Source organism: Pseudoalteromonas sp. TB41 (genome assembly GCF_000497975.1).
Lineage (GTDB): Bacteria > Pseudomonadota > Gammaproteobacteria > Enterobacterales > Alteromonadaceae > Pseudoalteromonas > Pseudoalteromonas tetraodonis.
The window spans coordinates 121326-138203 of the sequence record NZ_AUTH01000082.1; the positions used below are offsets into that span (position 1 = coordinate 121326).

Below are 16878 nucleotides of genomic sequence, written 5' to 3' on the forward strand. Positions count from 1 at the left end.
TAAAAATGTAGCATCTAAATATTGACCTGATGTTTGTTACTATGCATTAATGTTTTCCATCAATGTATAAAAATAACCTAAGGATATGGGATGGGAGCACTTTTTTCACCAAGCAAGCTAATTATCAGTAGTATTGTGGTAATACAGTTATGTGTTTTTAGTGTAGCGGCTAAACAGAGTGCCGTTGCAATGCCAGACACTTTTAGTGCACATGCTGCAAAAGCTGTGTTAGAACAGGGGGGGAACGCGGTTGATGCAGCCATTGCAGCACAGTTTGTATTAGCCGTTACGCTTCCCGAGGCGGGTAATATTGGCGGCGGTGGGTTTATGCTTATTCATAAGGATGGCCAAGGTGACTTTATAGATTACCGTGAAACTGCACCGAACGCCGCGCATCGTGATATGTATTTAGACCAGCAAGGGCAAGTTATTGCTAATAAATCTATTTATGGTATTCATGCCAGTGGTGTACCGGGTAGTGTCGCTGGTATGTGGTTGGCCCATAAGAAGCATGGCACATTACCTTGGAAAACCTTAGTACAGCCTGCGGTAACATTAGCAGAGCAAGGTTTTGTGGTGCCTGAAAAGTTGGCTCTGTTAATTGAGGGCTACATAGAACATCTAAACAATAAAAACATTAAAGTAAACTTTGCCAATTATTTTGCAAGCGCTACACCAGGTAAGCTTTTTAAGCAACCTGAGCTTGCAGCGACACTCAAACGCATTCGCGATAATGGCCAAGATGGCTTTTATCAAGGTGAAACTGCAACGATCATCGCAAACTTTATGAAGCAACATGGCGGTATTATTACTCAAGACGATTTAAAAAATTACCGCGCAAAGTCTCGTACTCCTATAAAAGCTAACTGGAACGGCTATCAAGTGCTTACTTCACCGCCACCAAGCTCCGGCGGTATTGCTATATTACAATGGCTTAAAATGTATGAGCTTAAAAAGCCCATAGCTGCACCATCACATAATTCAGTTGGGTATGTGCACTTACTTGCTGAAATAGGTAAGCGAGTGTTTGCTGATAGGGCAGAATACTTAGGCGATCCTGATTTTTACCAAGTGCCTACAGCTAAGTTACTTGCAGAAAACTATCTTAAAAACCGCAGCAATAGTATAGATTTAAAGGCCATTTCTACCACTGAAAATATTAAACCGGGTTTAAAAGAAAGCGAACAAACCACTCACTTTTCTATTATTGATAACATGGGGAATGCTGTTGCTAATACCACCACCATCAATTTAGGGTTTGGTAGTGGCGTAGTCGTAGAAGGCGCAGGCTTTATTCTCAATGATGAAATGGATGACTTTAGCGCTAAGCCCGGGGTTATGAATGTATTTGGCGCCATTGGCGGAAAAGCGAATGAAATTCAGCCACATAAACGTATGTTAAGCTCTATGACTCCAACCATTTTACTCAGTAATAATCAGGTGAAAATGGTAACAGGGTCGCCTGGCGGCACCACAATTATTAGTTCAGTGTATCAATCAATACTCAATGCGATTGAATTTAATATGAGCGCAAATGAAGTAGTAAATAGCCCGCGTTTTCACCATCAGTTATGGCCTAAAAATGTGATTAGAGCGCACTCGGGTTTGGAGTCCTCAGTAAAGCAACAGCTAATAAAAATGGGTTATACAGTGGATGAGCGTCACTTTGGTGATATGCATGTGATTATCAATAATGATGGCAAATTAGATGCGGCGTCTGAGCAAAGCGGAAGAGGGCAAGCGATAGTATTTTAACGTTAATTATTGACGTTTGAATAGTATGCACCCCAAAACCATCATTGGGGTGCATACATTATAACAACTATAGGGGCTAGCCTATAGCCGGTATAAGTCCTGCCATTTGCAGGCATTGTGCGCTAATAATTGAAATACCACACAAAGCGGCTATGGCCAAACCAATATTACCACTGCGTACTTTGTAGCCTTCTTTTTCAATCCCCTGACGCTGCTTGTACACCATGCTAACAGGTAAAAATACTGCCAATATAACTAAAGCAATGGCTGCATAGCCTAATGCCATAATAAATCCTTGCGGGTAAAATAAAGCAAATCCAAGAGGAGGAACAAAAGTAATAAGTGCTGTTTTAATTCTATCTGTGCCCGTATCTGCTTTTTTAAATGTGTCAGCAAAAAAGTCAAATAACCCCAAGCTCACCCCTAAAAATGACGTTGCTAGGGCTAAGTCAGCAAACAATTTAACCGCAGTAGAGACATTGGCGTTATTGGCAATATTGGCCACACTGGCTACAAAACCAGTTAACCCATCGCTTTGTAGTAATTGCTCTTGGCTCATTATGCCTTGGCTTAATACTTGCCAAAATACATAAATAACCAGTGGTAAAGAAGCGCCTGCAATCATAACTTTGCGCAAGGTTTTTATATCAAGCCCGACATATTTAACAATAGAAGGAATTGAGCCATGAAAACCAAAAGAGGTAAATACCACCGGAATAGCCGACAGTATCAGCCCTTGCTCAACAGGCATTTCCAATAAGTGTTGGCCATGTACATAAGGTGTTAGCATATAAAACAAGCTAGCCAAAACGACTATTTTTATACTAAACAGCACTCGATTGAGCTTATCAACTTTGCTAGTACCCAAAGTCACTACACCTGCAATCAAAACGGCTAAAATAACGGAGCCTAATTGTGGAGCAATACTAAGATTAAACCCAGTATTAATGCGCTCTTGTAGCTGAGCACCGCCACCGGCTATGTAAGCAGCGCACAGTGCATAAAATAAAAATATCATCGAAAAGTTAGCCACATACTGGCCACGTTTACCAAGCCAAAGCTTAGCCAGTGTATTTAAAGTCGCATCGCGAGGGGCATATTGGTGAAGCTCCAACATGAGCAAAGCGGTGTAGGTCATTAGTAACCAACACCCTACAATTAACACCATTGCAGTATTAAATCCCAGTCCCGCAGAGGCAATGGGGAGGGCAAGCATACCTGCACCTATGGTGGTTCCTGCAACAATTAACATGCTACCTATTGTTTTATTTTTAAGCACTTAATGATCCTGATCAAACGTGAGAGACACGCAAGATATAACTAGTTGTGCAAAACTTAAATAGTTTTGTCATAAAAGAGACAAAATAAAATGTAATCTTCTATTTACAACTGTATTAAAAAAGCCAAAACCATTGAAAAATGAAATTTAACTTATTAATATAAATGAAAAAATAAAAAGCCAAATGTTAATAACTAAATGGTCAGAGTGTTGTTTTTTAACAATAGAGGCATGATTAAATTGATAGGTATTGACCGAAAGTGCTTAAATTACACATTCGGTCATTAAAGGAGAGAGCTTAACTTACATTTTTGCTATTTGAATAACCAAGCGACGGTTTTTGTCACGGCCTAAAATATTATCATTGGTGTCTACAAATCGTTTTTCACCAAAGCCTTCAGTAACCACTTTAGTTTCATCAACGCCTAAGCCAACCATGTAATCTTTAATAGCCTTAGCACGGGTTCTAGATAAATCGAGGTTATTCCAGCGGCCACCGTAACTATCGGTATAGGATGCAATACTGATTGACTCTATACTTGAGTCGTTTTTTAAATACTCAGCAATTTTATCAAGGCGTTGCTGCGATGACTTAGTTAACTTACTGCTGTTAGATTCGTAGTTCATTATAGTGAACGAAATATCTTCAAAATTGTATGGCAGCAATTCGTCTCGGCATTGTAAAAATGCCCAATACGCTTGCTTAAAGTTAACATTAGACATACCCACGGCAATTTTATCGGCACTATTTTGCCAGTCTTGGTAGTAAAAAGTAGGTTGGTTACCTTTTTCAAGCTCAGTAAGTATTTCCCATGCTGTTTTATTACCTAATTCACCATCAAACTTTTTAAGTAATTTCATATCAGCAATATCACGGGCAGGGCGGCCTGCTCGCCAGCTAGGTGGCACCGCTTTTAAACCAGCTATCGCGTAATTTTCTGGGCGCACCACCATGTCTAAATTAAAAGTGAGATCTTTGTTTTTACTGGCTGATGCTTTAAAAACAGCTTCACCATAGTAGGGAACTTCATGATTTAATTGGCATTGCAAGCGAGTTGTTTTAACCAAGTTCCAGTTTGAATTATCTTGGTTAGCCGTGTACTGGCGCATTGCTGCAGTTGTATTCAAACTATACAGCACACTACTAATGCCTAGGCTAATAAATAACAACTTACACTTCATCGAGAATTCTCCAGTTATCTAGCTCTGCCAAAAAAGTGACAAAAACCGTAAAATATTACGCAACAGCAAATAATTCAGCGTAAACGCTAGGGTCTGTTGACCTTTCAAGGTTAAATTTGCAGCAGCCTGTTTGGTATTTAGGCAAGGCAGAGCCTATGTGGTGTGGTTATTCCCCATAAATAGGCGATAACACAGCATTAATGCCAAACAGGCGCGGCCCTTTGGGTTCTGCCTAGGGGCGATTTACTCTTTGTTGCTCGGTTTTTACTTAGCCCACTAGGTTACAAACCTCGCGCCGCGATTAAACCGCCCCTAGCTTGAACAAATTTTAATCCGCAAAGGTCAACAGACCCTAATTACTAAGCAAGTAACATGCCTATAGTTTAACTGTAATTAATCAATAAATCCCCTAGCCGACAGGCCATCAATTTTGACATAATAGACAGCTAATCCCTATAAACCAAGAATACTATGGCAAATACTGAGCAAACACTTTTCGCGCAACGCTTTCGTGGCTTTTTTCCTGTGGTTATTGATGTTGAAACCGCCGGTTTTAACAAAGAAACCGACGCACTACTAGAAATTGCAGCATCCGTCTTAAAAATGGATGACGAAGGACTGCTTAGTATCGATCATACCGTTCATTTTCATGTGCAACCGTTTGAGGGTGCAAACATTGAACAAGCCGCCATTGAGTTTAATGGGATTGAGCCTTTTTCAGCACTTCGAGGGGCAGTCCCTGAAGAAGAGGCGATTAAAGAAATTTGTAAAGTAGTGCGCAAAGCGCAAAAAGCCGCAGGGTGTCAGCGCTCTGTGGTGGTTGCTCATAATGCCGCTTTTGACCATGGCTTTTTAAATGCCGCTATTGAGCGTAATAACATCAAGCGCACACCATTTCATCCGTTTGTTAGTTTTGATACCACATCACTTGCGGGTTTGGCATTAGGGCAAACAGTATTAGCTAAAGCGTGCCGAGCAGCAGGAATAGAGTTCGATAACAAACAAGCACACTCTGCGTTATACGATACAGAACGCACCGCTGAATTATATTGTTTAATTGTTAATCGTTGGCAGCAACTAGGTGGTTGGCCACTTGCTATAGATGAAACACAACAGAGCGAAGACGAAGCAAGCAACCAAGATTAAGTTCACAATAGTGAATACTTACTTTGTGGGGCTGAGTCAGTCTTAATAAGCGTTATTAAAACGATTGCGTTATTTTACCTTCACTATGAGTGATTAAATGTGGTGGGTAATTACGCGAAAAGCTAATTGATTCTCGTGCAATTTTAAGCTCTACCCCAGGGTGCATAAGCTCATTAACTTTTAAGCGACTGAGCGCTAAAAGCTGCGTCATTTTCTTTCTTAGCAACTGCTTTTGCTGATTGATGCTGGCGCTTCGGTTTGCTATGTGTTCTTCATTCGTTGTTATTTTATTCAAAAATTGCTGACGCTGTGCGCTTGCAACTTGTTTATTAATTCGCTGACGCGCTTGCTGTAGTTCAATTGACTTACTGATTAAAACTTTTTCAAAGTCAGTGATTTGCGCTTGTTTTTGTTTTAGCACATACCATCGCTGTGCGATGCAAACACGGGTTTTAGTTCCTGCTGGTGCGCCCAATTCACCTGTTTCAATGCGCATTGCGTCTATAATATGGCCACCAATAATTTTACCTTTAGGATCTTTTGCGCTGCCCACCCTAATTAAATTTCCAGCACTCAAGTCACAATGTAATGATTGGCGATCTATTAGTAAGTTTTGATCCGTTTTTATGTCACAGTATTGAGAGTAACCAAGCGCAACGGTTCGTTTAGCTAAAATAGAACAGGTAAATGGTTCATCGGCTTCTCGCTTTCTGCCAATTGCACCCTTTACTATTGTGATGGCGCTATCACTTTTGAGCTGCGCCGATTCAACAAAGCCTAAAACAGTAATATCGCCGCTGGCGGTCACGCGCATGCCATCTTTTATATCACCACTGACTATAATACTGCCATCAAATTCAACATGCCCAGTACTTGGATCAATATTGTGAAAACATAAAACATCATCAACACGCATACCACGGGGAAGGGCAACCGGTACGCCAGTACAGTCGGCAATTAATAAGTTGGGGTTGTCAGGCGCAATTTTAGTGCCGTCAAAAGGTTGTAATTTATGCTCTTTGCCAGGGGTTGCAGTTAGCACATCTCCAAACACAGTAAACCCATCAACCCCCGATGTTGCTGGAATGCGCCGCATTAATTCACAACCAGGTTTTACAGTAATAATATCACCTAGGTTTCTCATATCAACTTTACCACCGCCTTTAGCTTGTGGGCTAAGTACGCGGTCTTGCGCTGTGCAGCACAGACGCACAAATTTGGCATCGTTACCCACTTTAGATGCACGACCAAAAGCGACTTCGGCACAATGCGTACTTCCTGGGGGTTGTTCGAACTGTTGCGCCAATAACTGTTCTAATGCATGAGAGCTAATGCCTTTTACAACCCCTGCTTGTGAGAACTCTTCAATCGTTTGTTCCATGCTAAGCAATTTACCGCCCTTGGCAGTAATAAGGGTAGCTTCAACGAGCATATTCTTTTCATCGATGTTTATGGTTAGCTTTGCATCAATGGCTTGAGCAATTACTAAAGAGGGGGCTTCTTCGGTTTTATTTTGAGCAAACAGCTTACCAATATTGCTAGCAATAACCTCACACTCGCAATATTCTGACTGGCCCATTAATTCAATAAGCTGTGTTGCTGTTGAGGCTAAACCTGAAACATGAGGGTGTGAAACTAAAGAGATATACCCCGTTTGCTCATTAAAAGAAAAAACCGACATTTATAAATCCTCTAGGTAATATGTCTGTTATTATTTTTTATAATTTATTAGACCAAGGTCTAGCCTTGCATTTGAGCATAAAGCACCATCATTGTTAAGTAATTGTTTCTTAATTGTCCAATACTTTACATTTACATGTGTGTTTGATGCATGATTAACCAACCAATAAAATAAAACGCCTAAGGTGTTGAGTATTCGTAGGTTACTCGGTTATACTGCTTGGACACTCTGAATGAGTAACCTTATTCAGGGGCTGATTAGGATTCGACGGAATTCAAGAAGCCCGAGGTGCATGTCGAGGTGCGGTTTGCCTCGTAAAAAAGCCGCAATTTAAAGTAATCGCAAACGACGATAACTACTCTCTAGCAGCTTAGGCTGGCTAGCGCTCCTTCCATGTATTCTTGTGGACTGGATTTTGGAGTGTCACCCTAACACCTGATCGCGACGGAAACCCTGGCCGGGGTTGAAGCGTTAAAACTAAGCGGCCTCGCCTTTATCTACCGTGTTTGTCCGGGATTTAAAGGTTAATTAAATGACAATACTAAACATGTAGTACCGACGGTCGAGGCTTTTCGGACGGGGGTTCAAATCCCCCCAGCTCCACCACTTTAAAACCGCTGAAAGCTAGTAAATACGTAGCTTTCAGCGGTTTTTTCACATCTACAACCCTCTATAACACTCTACAAAATACACAAGCTCTACACACCAGTAAATACGGGCTGTTTGGCTTAATTGTATATTTTATGTTTTCAGTGCTTTTTCACAAAAATACACAAAATATACACACAGTTTTTGTGTGATAAACCATTAAATAATTTTATATAACAGCCTTTTATTAGGAGTAGGTAGCACCACTTTAGATAGAATTTCGTACGAGCTAATAAATGGAGGTTTATTGATTGCCACCTCGTCATTAATTTTGATAAGGGTGAGTTTTTGAAAATACTTAAAGTAATTAGGCTAAGAATTTAAAACTCTAATTAATAAAGTAGTTAATTTCAAAACCCAATATTTATCGCTTATAAAGCTTCTTATAATTAAACATTATTAAGATTTGTACAGGAAAGCCATCTCAGCTCACAATTGTTAAGAAGAGAGCAGTTTGAAAAACCTTTACCATGCTTTGAGTGAGATTTTAGCTGCAGCTTAGTAGCTCTTGATGCCACTAAAGCAAACTTCTGCTTGGAGCTGTGAGTTCAACTGGTGAATGCAACGCTATCCTTATTATTAGTTAAAGGAGCGTTTACATGAAACAGAGAAAATCGGTCATTGAGATTAGCTAAATATAATAATTGATTGGCCAAACTGTTCTTTGCTCATATATTCATGGAAATGAGCGGCAAGCGCATATTGTTCTATTTAACTTTACTTAGAAGCCTTAGAAAACTTATTGATAGCAATATCTTAGGTAATTTGTTAAAAGTAGATAAATGAGCGTTAAGTCGACAGAAATATGCGCCATGAGCGCACTAATAAAGTGTTAGCCAACTTCACAATAGGATTACAAATACGCAATGAGAAGTGGTAAGAAAAGTATTCAGACTCCTATCAGCCCAATTGTTATAGCTGATAATAAGTCTTATTGGGCTACACATTTTTATAGTATTTTGAAGTGTATGGACAGCCATAAAAATTTACAGCATTCACCAAGAAGGTTTCAAGAGTTTCCTTTTTGGTCATTAAGTTTACTAAGGGGAAATCTGCCACCTAATTTTTTTGATCAAGTTGAAGTCTACATTAGAAACTGGGGAGTGCAGTACTTCTTTGCTAGCCTATTTAATCAAAAAATAGGAAGCCATATAATAATAGAATTGATTGAAAGGCTCGAAGAGTTATATGGGGTTTGTTTTAATAAAAGTTTAGATCAATTTTCATTTTATGTTTCAGGAAATGATTCTAGTTTAAGCTATAAATTATCGAATAGGTTCACAGAGGTATTCCCATTTAAAAACATGAAAGGTTCTCTATCTGAATTAATTGGTTATTCGGATCTTTGCCTTGTATTGGACAATACTTTAACAGGCTCCTCTGTTGGGATCTTCGGTGAAGTGGAAGGGACTTATGGTAATAAGTTACGAACAGAAAATTACTGGGGGAAAAAGCAAGAGTTTTGCGTATTTGGTGTTGGAGTTGTTGAGGGCGATCAAAAGTTAATTTATTTTGAAGAGTCGCATCATAAAGGAATACCAAGGGTTAATCTAATGTTTGAAAAGTCTCACTTTTTCATTAGTGATTTTTTAGAAGTGCTTAACTGTTTTAAGTTTTTATTCCTTTATGGGCCTACTATAAAGTATCGCTGCCCTGATGATGAGTTTGGTTTTTTTCTAACAGAGATAAAAAAAATGTGGTCTACTCCTATAGAGCAGGTTTTTGTATTTTTGGAAAGATTTATAGATGGTGATGATTTAGTGGGTTATAACGATGGTTCTATATCAATTATCACAGATCTCCAGTCATAATTGGCTAGCATGGTGGTTTAAAGGAATAAAAACAGTGGATTACGTTTCGATTCGCTACGTATTTTAACCCACTATTTTTGTCCGCTTAATGCGACGTTAGTTTGAATCAGTCTATCAAAAGTTGTTTTACCTTCTTAACATCTTAAATATACCTACTAAAAATCAGTGTTAGATAAATAAAAGGAGTTTAAATTGATACATATTTCAAGAGTAAAAATAGTGAATTTCAGAAACTTTCAGAATTTTGAAATTAATACTAATAGGAATATGGTTATTGTAGGGGAAAATAAAGTTGGTAAAAGTAATTTTCTTTTTGCTCTTAGACTGATACTTGATCCTTCTTTGTCAGAATTAGAACGATTTCTAGATATTGATGATTTTTGGGACGGTTTAGGTGTCAATAAAATTGGAAGCACAATTAAAATATCAATAGATATTGATAATATTAATAGCTCTGAAACGATGTTATCGGTGTTAGCCGATGGGCTAGTTAATGTTGCAACTCATACTGCAAGAATAACTTATGAATTTAAACCTCGTGATGGCGTCGAAAACCATACGATTAATGACTACGAATACAATACTTATCTTGGAAATAATACCGAAAATATTATTCCTCGTAGCTTTCGACGATGCTTACAAATGGAGCTTTTTCATGCATTAAGAGATTGTGAAAGAGAGCTAAAAAATAGTAATCGTTCGCCAATAAGAGCTTTTTTAGATGATGTTAGTGAGAACTTAACTGAACAACAAAAGGTTTCAATAGCAGCTGGATTTGAACAAACACAAGGAGCACTTGATGGCGTTCCTAGTATCGATAATATAGCTGTTAATATTAACAATATGCTTGAAACTATTGTTGGTACTAATCACGTTACACAGGTTAGTTTGAAGTTAGCACCACAGGACATAAGTAAACTGGTTAGGTCATTACAATTATTGATAGATGCTGGACTTAGAACAATAAGTCAGGCTAGTACTGGCAGCTCAAATATACTATTTTTGACTCTAAAGCTGCTTCAGTTGCAGCATTCGATACAACAAGGTGAACAAGAGTTTACTTTTTTAGCAATAGAAGAACCTGAAGCGCACTTGCATCCTCATATTCAAAGGCTACTATTTGATTATTTCTACAACTCTGAAGCCAACCTGAATACTATATTAACAACACACTCCCCACATATCGCTAGTTCCGCACCGTTGCAATCATTGATTGTGTTTAAAGAACATGTGATAGGTGCCCTTAGTTCAACTGCGGGCTACTCTTTAACAAATTCAAATCTAAGTCCAAATGATATTGAAGATATGAGTAGATATTTAACTGTAACAAGAGGAGAAATGCTTTTTGCCCGAGGAGTTATTTTAGTTGAAGGAGATGCAGAAGAGTTTTTAATACCTGAATTAGCAAATAAGCTTGGTTATGAACTAGATAAAAAAGGCATTTCAATATGTTCAGTTGCAGGCACTAACTTTGCTCCATATGTGAAGTTTTTAAAATGTATCGGTACACCATTTACGATTATTACAGATCGAGACCCTTTAAGTCTACCTGTCCCTTTGGGGATAACAAGAATTGATAAGCTTCTAGAATTGATTGTTCCTGCATATGTTGCAGGTGTAAACCCCGAAGCAACGATCATTTTAGCAGGTCAGGCTCAAGGTATTTTCACTAATGATCAGACTCTGGAAACTGAATTAATTAACTCTCCAGTCTTAAAAACTATCGTATGCGATATTTTGTTAGAAGAGCATGGAGAGAGGCAACGTGTCGGACCAATTATTGAAGGTTGGAGGAATAATCAAACGCCTGTAGATATGCCAGCGTTACTAAGGTACATACAAGAAATTGGTAAAGGGCGTTTTGCTAAGAGGTTGAGTAACAGGCTCCCTGATGGACAGTGCCCTCAATATATTATTTCGTCTTTTGAGTATATTATCCATGCAACGTAACGTAGCTAGTTTTTATAAAACCGAAGCTCTTCAATTAAATGAGTTTGGTCAAAAGGCTGCTTATGATTCGAATACTAACTGTGCCGTTATTGCCGGACCAGGAAGTGGTAAGACCAAAACTTTAGTCTTAAAGGTCGCTAAAATCCTTGATGAAGAGATTAATGATTATCAAAAGGTTGCATGCATAACATATAGTCGGCAGTGTTGTAGGGAACTACAACAGAGGTTTAAAAAAATTGGTATATCTTTAAATGAAAATTTATACGTCGGGACGGTTCACAGCTTTTGTTTAAGTCAAATCGTATCTCCATTAGCACACCTAGTTGAGTCTGAATTACCCGCTACATATTCAATTGCCAATGAAAAACAACGAAACGACAGTTTTGAATCCGCTAAAAGCCGTATAGGTGAGGCGGCAAAATATTGCAGCTTCGCAACTATGACAAACTATAGGATGTCCTATCTTGAGAGGGATGAGTCTTTTAATAGCAATGATATTTTGTATGCTAATTTAGTCACAAACTATGAGCGATTTCTTCGGAGTAATAGCTTAGTAGACTTTGATGATCTAATTTTAATCACTCGAAAGATGATAAAAGATTATGCGTGGATAAGGGATATTCTGAAAGCAAAATTTCCAATTATTGTCATAGATGAGTATCAGGATTTAGGAAAGCCATTACATGAAATCGTATTGTTATTAGTTGAACATGGCGTAAAAGTAATAGCAGTGGGCGATGTTGATCAATCTATTTATGGATTTACAGGGGCGCACCCTGAATTACTTTTAAGCCTAAGTGAACGCAGTGATTTTGAAAAAGTAGAAATGAAGCTTAACTATCGTTCCGCTCAAAATATAGTTAATCTTTCGGATGGATTCGTTGGTGCTAATAAAGGAGTGGTTGCACATAACCAAAATAGAGTTGCAACTATTGATTACCATTTATGTCCTAATGGACTAGAAGAGCAAGTTGATGAGGCTCTGAAAAAGGCGTTAGCTTGCGTAGATTTGTTAGAAAGTAGAACACTTAGTGACGTCGCAATATTATACCCAGATGCTAAAACAGGCGATATAGTTGCACAAAAAGCAACAGACAGAGGGTTGTTTTACAGTCGAATAGATAATAACGCACCATACAGAAAAAACCCAATGACAAACTTCATTGAAGACTGCGCGTCTTGGATTACATTTGACTGGAAGGAACAAGGTAAAAGTATTTACTTAAACGACCTAATAAAGTCTTTTACTGTCCTTACTCGTAACTTTATTGAAGATATTGATTCAGCTGTTCTAAATTTTGTCAAATTCTTATGGAGCTCTAAAAACATATCACACTTGATAACAGCTGAAGCCTTTGTCAGCAACTTGATTACTGAACATTTTTCTGTATTCATCGATGAGCCTAAAACAAAGGATGATTTTTCTGAAGTTTTGAAAATGCAAAGTTCATTAAAAGATGACGGGGCTCTACATAATATAAATCTACAGATGCTTGGTGATAATAGGGACAAATCAAACAAACTGAATCTTATAACATATCACTCTAGCAAAGGCTGTGAATATGACGTTGTTATCGCTATAGGTTTAGATAATGGGGTATTTCCTAGATTGGTTTATGACTTTACATCATACCAATGGTGTTGGCCTGCTGATAAAGAGTTGCAAGAAAAGAGGCGATTGTTCTTTGTAGCTTTAACAAGAGCTAAATATGATGTTCATTTTTTTAAATCAGAATATTTCTTAACAAGTAAAGGTGCTAAAAAATATTACGGGCAAAGTGTTTTTTTAGATGAGTTAGATACAAAACTAAATTCTCAAGAGTATCAACATTTGACTAGTGAGTGAAAATCAAACAGACAAGTCGTTTAAAAGGACAATTAAAAACTTGGGAGCTTTTCGTTCCGCTCAATTTTAGCCCACAATTTCCAACCTGTTAATCGAACGTTGAGGCTGTAGAATTACTCTTTTTAAAGAAAACCAGCCCGTTCTATGGGTTCCAAAATGCATTACCTAATACTTTAAAAACGCTTAGAGTTAATCACAGGAGCTCGTTTTTTAATTGAATTTGGCTGTTGGAGTTATTCTACAGTCTCGTTACCACCGTCCGCTCATGGCACTTTCCAGAAGTTTGACTTGGGCTAAATAGCAGGGGAGGGTTAGCTGAGTAGAATGCGTATCAAGCCCATACCCCCCCTTCAACAGTATTTAACTAAGCATTATGCTCTCTTTCATACTCATCGATAAAATTACCATAATGCTGATAGAGTGTATTGGGTGAAGAGTGCCCCATGAGCTTCGATATCTTCCAGTGGTTTACTCCCTCAGAAATTAACTTAGATGCAAACGTGTGTCTCATCTGGTAGGGGTAGCGGTATTTTACGCCGCATGAGTCTAGTAAGCTTTTCCATCTGTGCTTTCTAAACGAATCTTGGTTCCAAACTCTTTGCTGAGAATTTAAAAACAAGTATTCAGAGTCGTGTTTTTTCATTTCTAAAGCTAATAAATCACAAACATCTTCTGAAATAGGAATATTTCTTCGGCCAGCTTTTGTCTTAGTGCCTTTTACAGCACCGTCAACAATTGCATCGAAAATAGATATCTGTTTTGTTTTTAAACATACATCAGTTTTTTTTAGAGCAACCCATTCACTAGAGCGAATGCCTGTATTGAATACCAGGCTCACAATTGCTCGTATTGTCCCTGATGATTTATGTATTATCTTTGCTTTTTCTTGAGGTGTGAATGGATACACATCTTTATGTGCTCCTCTTGAATCTATGTTGTTTATTTTAGGTAAATACTCTTCTATTTGCGTATTCTCATGACTTTGATCACCGATTCTCATCAGCTTTGATCGCTTGATTTATCATTTTGTAGAGCCATTTTTAAATTAACTTAACTGATCATCATCAGTCAATTCATTTAACTGTTTTCGTATCGATTCTCCTTTTAAATTCAACTTAATTGCACCATGAATCAGCCTATCTAAAATAGCATCAGCGTGCGTTGATTCGCCGATCATTTGGTGCCAATTTTCCTGTGGTAACTGACTAATGATGATGTGTGATTTATAACCATATCTAGCATCGACTAATTCAAGTAAGTCGCTTCGTTGCTGAGCACTGAGTGGCTCTAGCCCCCAATCGTCTAAAATAAGTAAGTCGTATTTAATGAGTTTACCCAATAATTTTCGATAACTGCCATCGGCCTGTGCTAGAAATAGACTTTCAAGTAATTCTTTTAATCGAATATAGAAGACACTTTTTCCTTGTAAACAGTGCTCGTGACCCAAGGCACACGCGAGGTAGGTTTTGCCACAGCCTGTGGCGCCTGTAATTAATATATTCTGATGTAAACCCAGCCAGGTGCTTTGGCTGAGGCTGCGTATTTGTGCTTTATCTAGATTGCGCTTCGGCGAGTAAATGAGTTGATTTAACTGACCCGGTACGCGGAATTTTGCTTGTCGCACCAGTCGCTCTATTTTTCTTTGGTCACGCGTATCAATTTCATGTGTTAGCAATAAACTGACGCGCTCTATAAAGCTTTGTTCTTGATATAGGTTTGGCTGTTCAAGCTGCTGCTTGAGTGCTTGCTTTATACCCGATAACTTGAGCAATTGAAGTTGCTGATTAATTGTTTCTATCATGTTTACATTCCTTAATGGTAGTAATCTGTGCCACGTATGTTGCTGTGTGTAATTGGCTTTTCTGGCTCTGTTTGGAGTGTGGGTAATGGTTGTTGGTCTAACCCTTTTTGCAGCATTTGCTTAATAGATCTGTGTGTGGTCGTATTCATGCAAATTGCTCGGTAACATGCTCGCTCGAGGCGTTCTTTTGAATACGTTTTAGCTAAACTTAATACCCCTAAACAGGTGCGATAAGCTTGCTCTGGATGACGTTTGCTATTAAGCAATAATTCAACGACTTGATGAGTATAATCACCGATACTCAATGCCCATGAGCGTAAATTTATCGGTGACTGCTCATGCTGTTTTTGATGCGCCTTTGGCATATGATGTGTCTGTGTCGTATGTCCGCCTAAACGGTTTGAGCGAGGATGCTGTGCTATTAAAGTGCCGTCATAATAAAGCTGCACGAGTTGATTGGATATGTGTGCGCGTAATTGTTTTTTAACCCACAGATAAGGCACGCTGTAGTAATGTTTTTCTATTTCAACATGGTAATCAATATGCACACGTACTGTTTTGATTTGTGTATATTGATAGGGCTTTTCAGGCAATGGCTTTAATGCGTTTTTATCCACCATATCAAATAGCTGTTTGCGTGATTGTTGATATTGCTTCATCACCTTATTGTTCATCATATCCAGTAGCTTTGCTATTTCATGATTGAGTTGCGCTAAGCTGTGGAAGGTTTGGTTACGTAAGCGTGCCATGATCCAACGCTCAACAATTTGTACGCCGACTTCAGCCTTCGATTTATCTTTGGGTTTATAAGGTCTAGCCGGAATGACAGCAACGTTAAAGTACTCGGCTAACTGGTGGTACGTCGGATTTAAATCAGGCTCGTAGCGACAGGTTTTACTGACAGCACTTCTGAGATTATCGGGAATAACAACGTCAGGAACGCCGCCTAAAAATTCAAAGCAACGCGCATGACTCATTACCCAATCTTCAAGTTGCTGACTATACGTTGCTTCAGCATAGGTATAATTTGATGCACCTAGTACAGCAACGAATATCTGAGCAGTGCGCTTTTCTTGTGTCGTCGGACAAGTAATGGTAATTGTGGGGCCACAATAATCCACAAACAGCTTTTCACCCCCTTTATGCTGCTGACGCATTGAGAGTCGCTGGGTACCTAACCATTGTTTATAAGCTCGGCAGAAGTGACTGTAGCTGTAATAAGGCTCACCCACTTTTTCAAGTAACTCATCAAATACGAGCTGTAATGTTAGGTGTTTATGTTGTTTTAAGTCTTTATTGATATTTAACCAGTCAGGCGTTGGGTGTCTTTTTTTACGCGTTGAGAAGCGCTTGAGTTTGGTGTTGAAAAATGTATTTTGCTGTTTATCCTCTGGTATTGGCCATTGATTTAAGCCTAACTCATTGGCCTTTTTAAGGTAATTAGCCACAGTACCAGGTGAAATATTTAAACTTCTGGCAATCTCTCGATGGGATAATTGTGCTGAGTACTTCAGCCGTAAAATGGAATGTAATTTACTCATAGATATAGGTCTTGTTGTCATTGTTGTTATCCTCATCAAACGATTCAGATAACGGTTTAACACACCTACAAAAATGATAAAACGTGAACTCGGTTACGAGTGGTATTAAGCTTTGATCGGCAAAATCATTAAGAGCATAAATGTGATCATTTACAAGTGATTTTAGTGATCAAAGCTTAATGAGAATAAGCGATCAAAGTTAATGCAATTGGGTGATCAAAGCTGGAGAGAATATGCA

Annotated in this window: 11 protein-coding genes and 1 other RNA gene; 6 read left to right on the plus strand and 6 right to left on the minus strand. The window is 38.5% G+C overall.

Annotated elements, in window-relative coordinates:
• Positions 1–90 precede the first annotated feature (90 nt).
• Complete coding sequence (gene ggt / locus L641_RS0112620) at positions 91–1755, plus strand: gamma-glutamyltransferase (protein ID WP_024602073.1); 1665 nt, start codon at positions 91–93, stop codon at positions 1753–1755.
• A gap of 76 nt (positions 1756–1831) precedes the next feature.
• On the opposite strand, the gene L641_RS0112625 is transcribed toward ggt, so the two are convergent.
• Together L641_RS0112625 and L641_RS0112630 are read right to left on the minus strand one after the other, a co-directional pair.
• Entirely contained in the window at positions 1832–3034 is a 1203-nt protein-coding gene (locus L641_RS0112625) for an aromatic amino acid transport family protein (protein ID WP_024602074.1), read from the minus strand.
• A 303-nt stretch (positions 3035–3337) separates the two neighbouring features.
• Positions 3338–4216: an OmpA family protein gene (locus tag L641_RS0112630; protein WP_024602075.1), complete on the minus strand. Its 879-nt coding sequence runs from the start codon at positions 4214–4216 to the stop codon at positions 3338–3340.
• A 471-nt stretch (positions 4217–4687) separates the two neighbouring features.
• On the opposite strand from L641_RS0112630, the gene rnt reads away from it, so the two are divergent.
• Complete coding sequence (gene rnt, locus L641_RS0112635; protein WP_024602076.1) at positions 4688–5362, plus strand: ribonuclease T; 675 nt, start codon at positions 4688–4690, stop codon at positions 5360–5362.
• A gap of 55 nt (positions 5363–5417) precedes the next feature.
• Here rnt and L641_RS0112640 read toward each other — a convergent pair whose 3' ends face one another.
• Positions 5418–7043: a FapA family protein gene (locus L641_RS0112640; RefSeq protein WP_024602077.1), complete on the minus strand. Its 1626-nt coding sequence runs from the start codon at positions 7041–7043 to the stop codon at positions 5418–5420.
• A gap of 249 nt (positions 7044–7292) precedes the next feature.
• Between L641_RS0112640 and ssrA the strand changes: the two genes are divergently transcribed.
• The 4 genes from ssrA to L641_RS0112655 all read left to right on the plus strand — a co-directional run bounded on the left by ssrA (position 7293) and on the right by L641_RS0112655 (position 13298).
• Positions 7293–7649, plus strand: a transfer-messenger RNA (tmRNA) gene (gene ssrA, locus L641_RS22940).
• Between the two features lie 908 nt (positions 7650–8557).
• Positions 8558–9502 carry a hypothetical protein gene (locus L641_RS0112645; protein WP_024602078.1) on the plus strand — a complete coding sequence of 315 codons (945 nt, stop codon included), beginning with the start codon at positions 8558–8560 and terminating at the stop codon, positions 9500–9502.
• A gap of 192 nt (positions 9503–9694) precedes the next feature.
• Positions 9695–11452: an AAA family ATPase gene (locus L641_RS0112650; protein ID WP_212751392.1), complete on the plus strand. Its 1758-nt coding sequence runs from the start codon at positions 9695–9697 to the stop codon at positions 11450–11452.
• Positions 11442–13298 carry an ATP-dependent helicase gene (locus tag L641_RS0112655; protein WP_029750379.1) on the plus strand — a complete coding sequence of 619 codons (1857 nt, stop codon included), beginning with the start codon at positions 11442–11444 and terminating at the stop codon, positions 13296–13298. The genes L641_RS0112650 and L641_RS0112655 overlap by 11 nt, the downstream gene beginning before the upstream one ends.
• Positions 13299–13662: 364 nt before the next feature.
• Here the strand turns inward: L641_RS0112655 and L641_RS22340 are convergent, their stop codons facing one another.
• From L641_RS22340 to istA, 3 genes are read right to left on the minus strand one after another with little or no spacing between them, the layout of a single operon-like run.
• On the minus strand, positions 13663–14298 hold the full coding sequence (locus L641_RS22340; protein ID WP_024602081.1) for a site-specific integrase: 636 nt from the start codon (positions 14296–14298) through the stop codon (positions 13663–13665).
• Between the two features lie 45 nt (positions 14299–14343).
• Positions 14344–15099, minus strand: coding sequence for an IS21-like element helper ATPase IstB (gene istB / locus L641_RS0112665; RefSeq protein WP_008127212.1), 756 nt, complete (start codon positions 15097–15099; stop codon positions 14344–14346).
• Positions 15100–15110: 11 nt separating this feature from the next.
• A complete protein-coding gene (gene istA / locus L641_RS0112670) occupies positions 15111–16661 on the minus strand; it encodes an IS21 family transposase (protein ID WP_008466912.1) in 1551 nt (516 codons plus the stop codon).
• Between the last annotated feature and the right edge of the window lie 217 nt (positions 16662–16878).

Excerpts from the sequence above, each read along its gene's own strand:
- L641_RS0112640 (WP_024602077.1), bottom strand. The coding sequence starts at position 7,043 with ATGTCGGTTTTTTCTTTTAATGAGCAAACGGGGTATATCTCTTTAGTT.
- L641_RS0112645 (WP_024602078.1), top strand. The coding sequence starts at position 8,558 with ATGAGAAGTGGTAAGAAAAGTATTCAGACTCCTATCAGCCCAATTGTT.
- istA (WP_008466912.1), bottom strand. The coding sequence starts at position 16,661 with ATGACAACAAGACCTATATCTATGAGTAAATTACATTCCATTTTACGG.
- L641_RS0112630 (WP_024602075.1), bottom strand. The coding sequence starts at position 4,216 with ATGAAGTGTAAGTTGTTATTTATTAGCCTAGGCATTAGTAGTGTGCTG.
- ggt (WP_024602073.1), top strand. The coding sequence starts at position 91 with ATGGGAGCACTTTTTTCACCAAGCAAGCTAATTATCAGTAGTATTGTG.
- L641_RS0112655 (WP_029750379.1), top strand. The coding sequence starts at position 11,442 with ATGCAACGTAACGTAGCTAGTTTTTATAAAACCGAAGCTCTTCAATTA.
- L641_RS22340 (WP_024602081.1), bottom strand. The coding sequence starts at position 14,298 with ATGAGAATCGGTGATCAAAGTCATGAGAATACGCAAATAGAAGAGTAT.
- rnt (WP_024602076.1), top strand. The coding sequence starts at position 4,688 with ATGGCAAATACTGAGCAAACACTTTTCGCGCAACGCTTTCGTGGCTTT.
- istB (WP_008127212.1), bottom strand. The coding sequence starts at position 15,099 with ATGATAGAAACAATTAATCAGCAACTTCAATTGCTCAAGTTATCGGGT.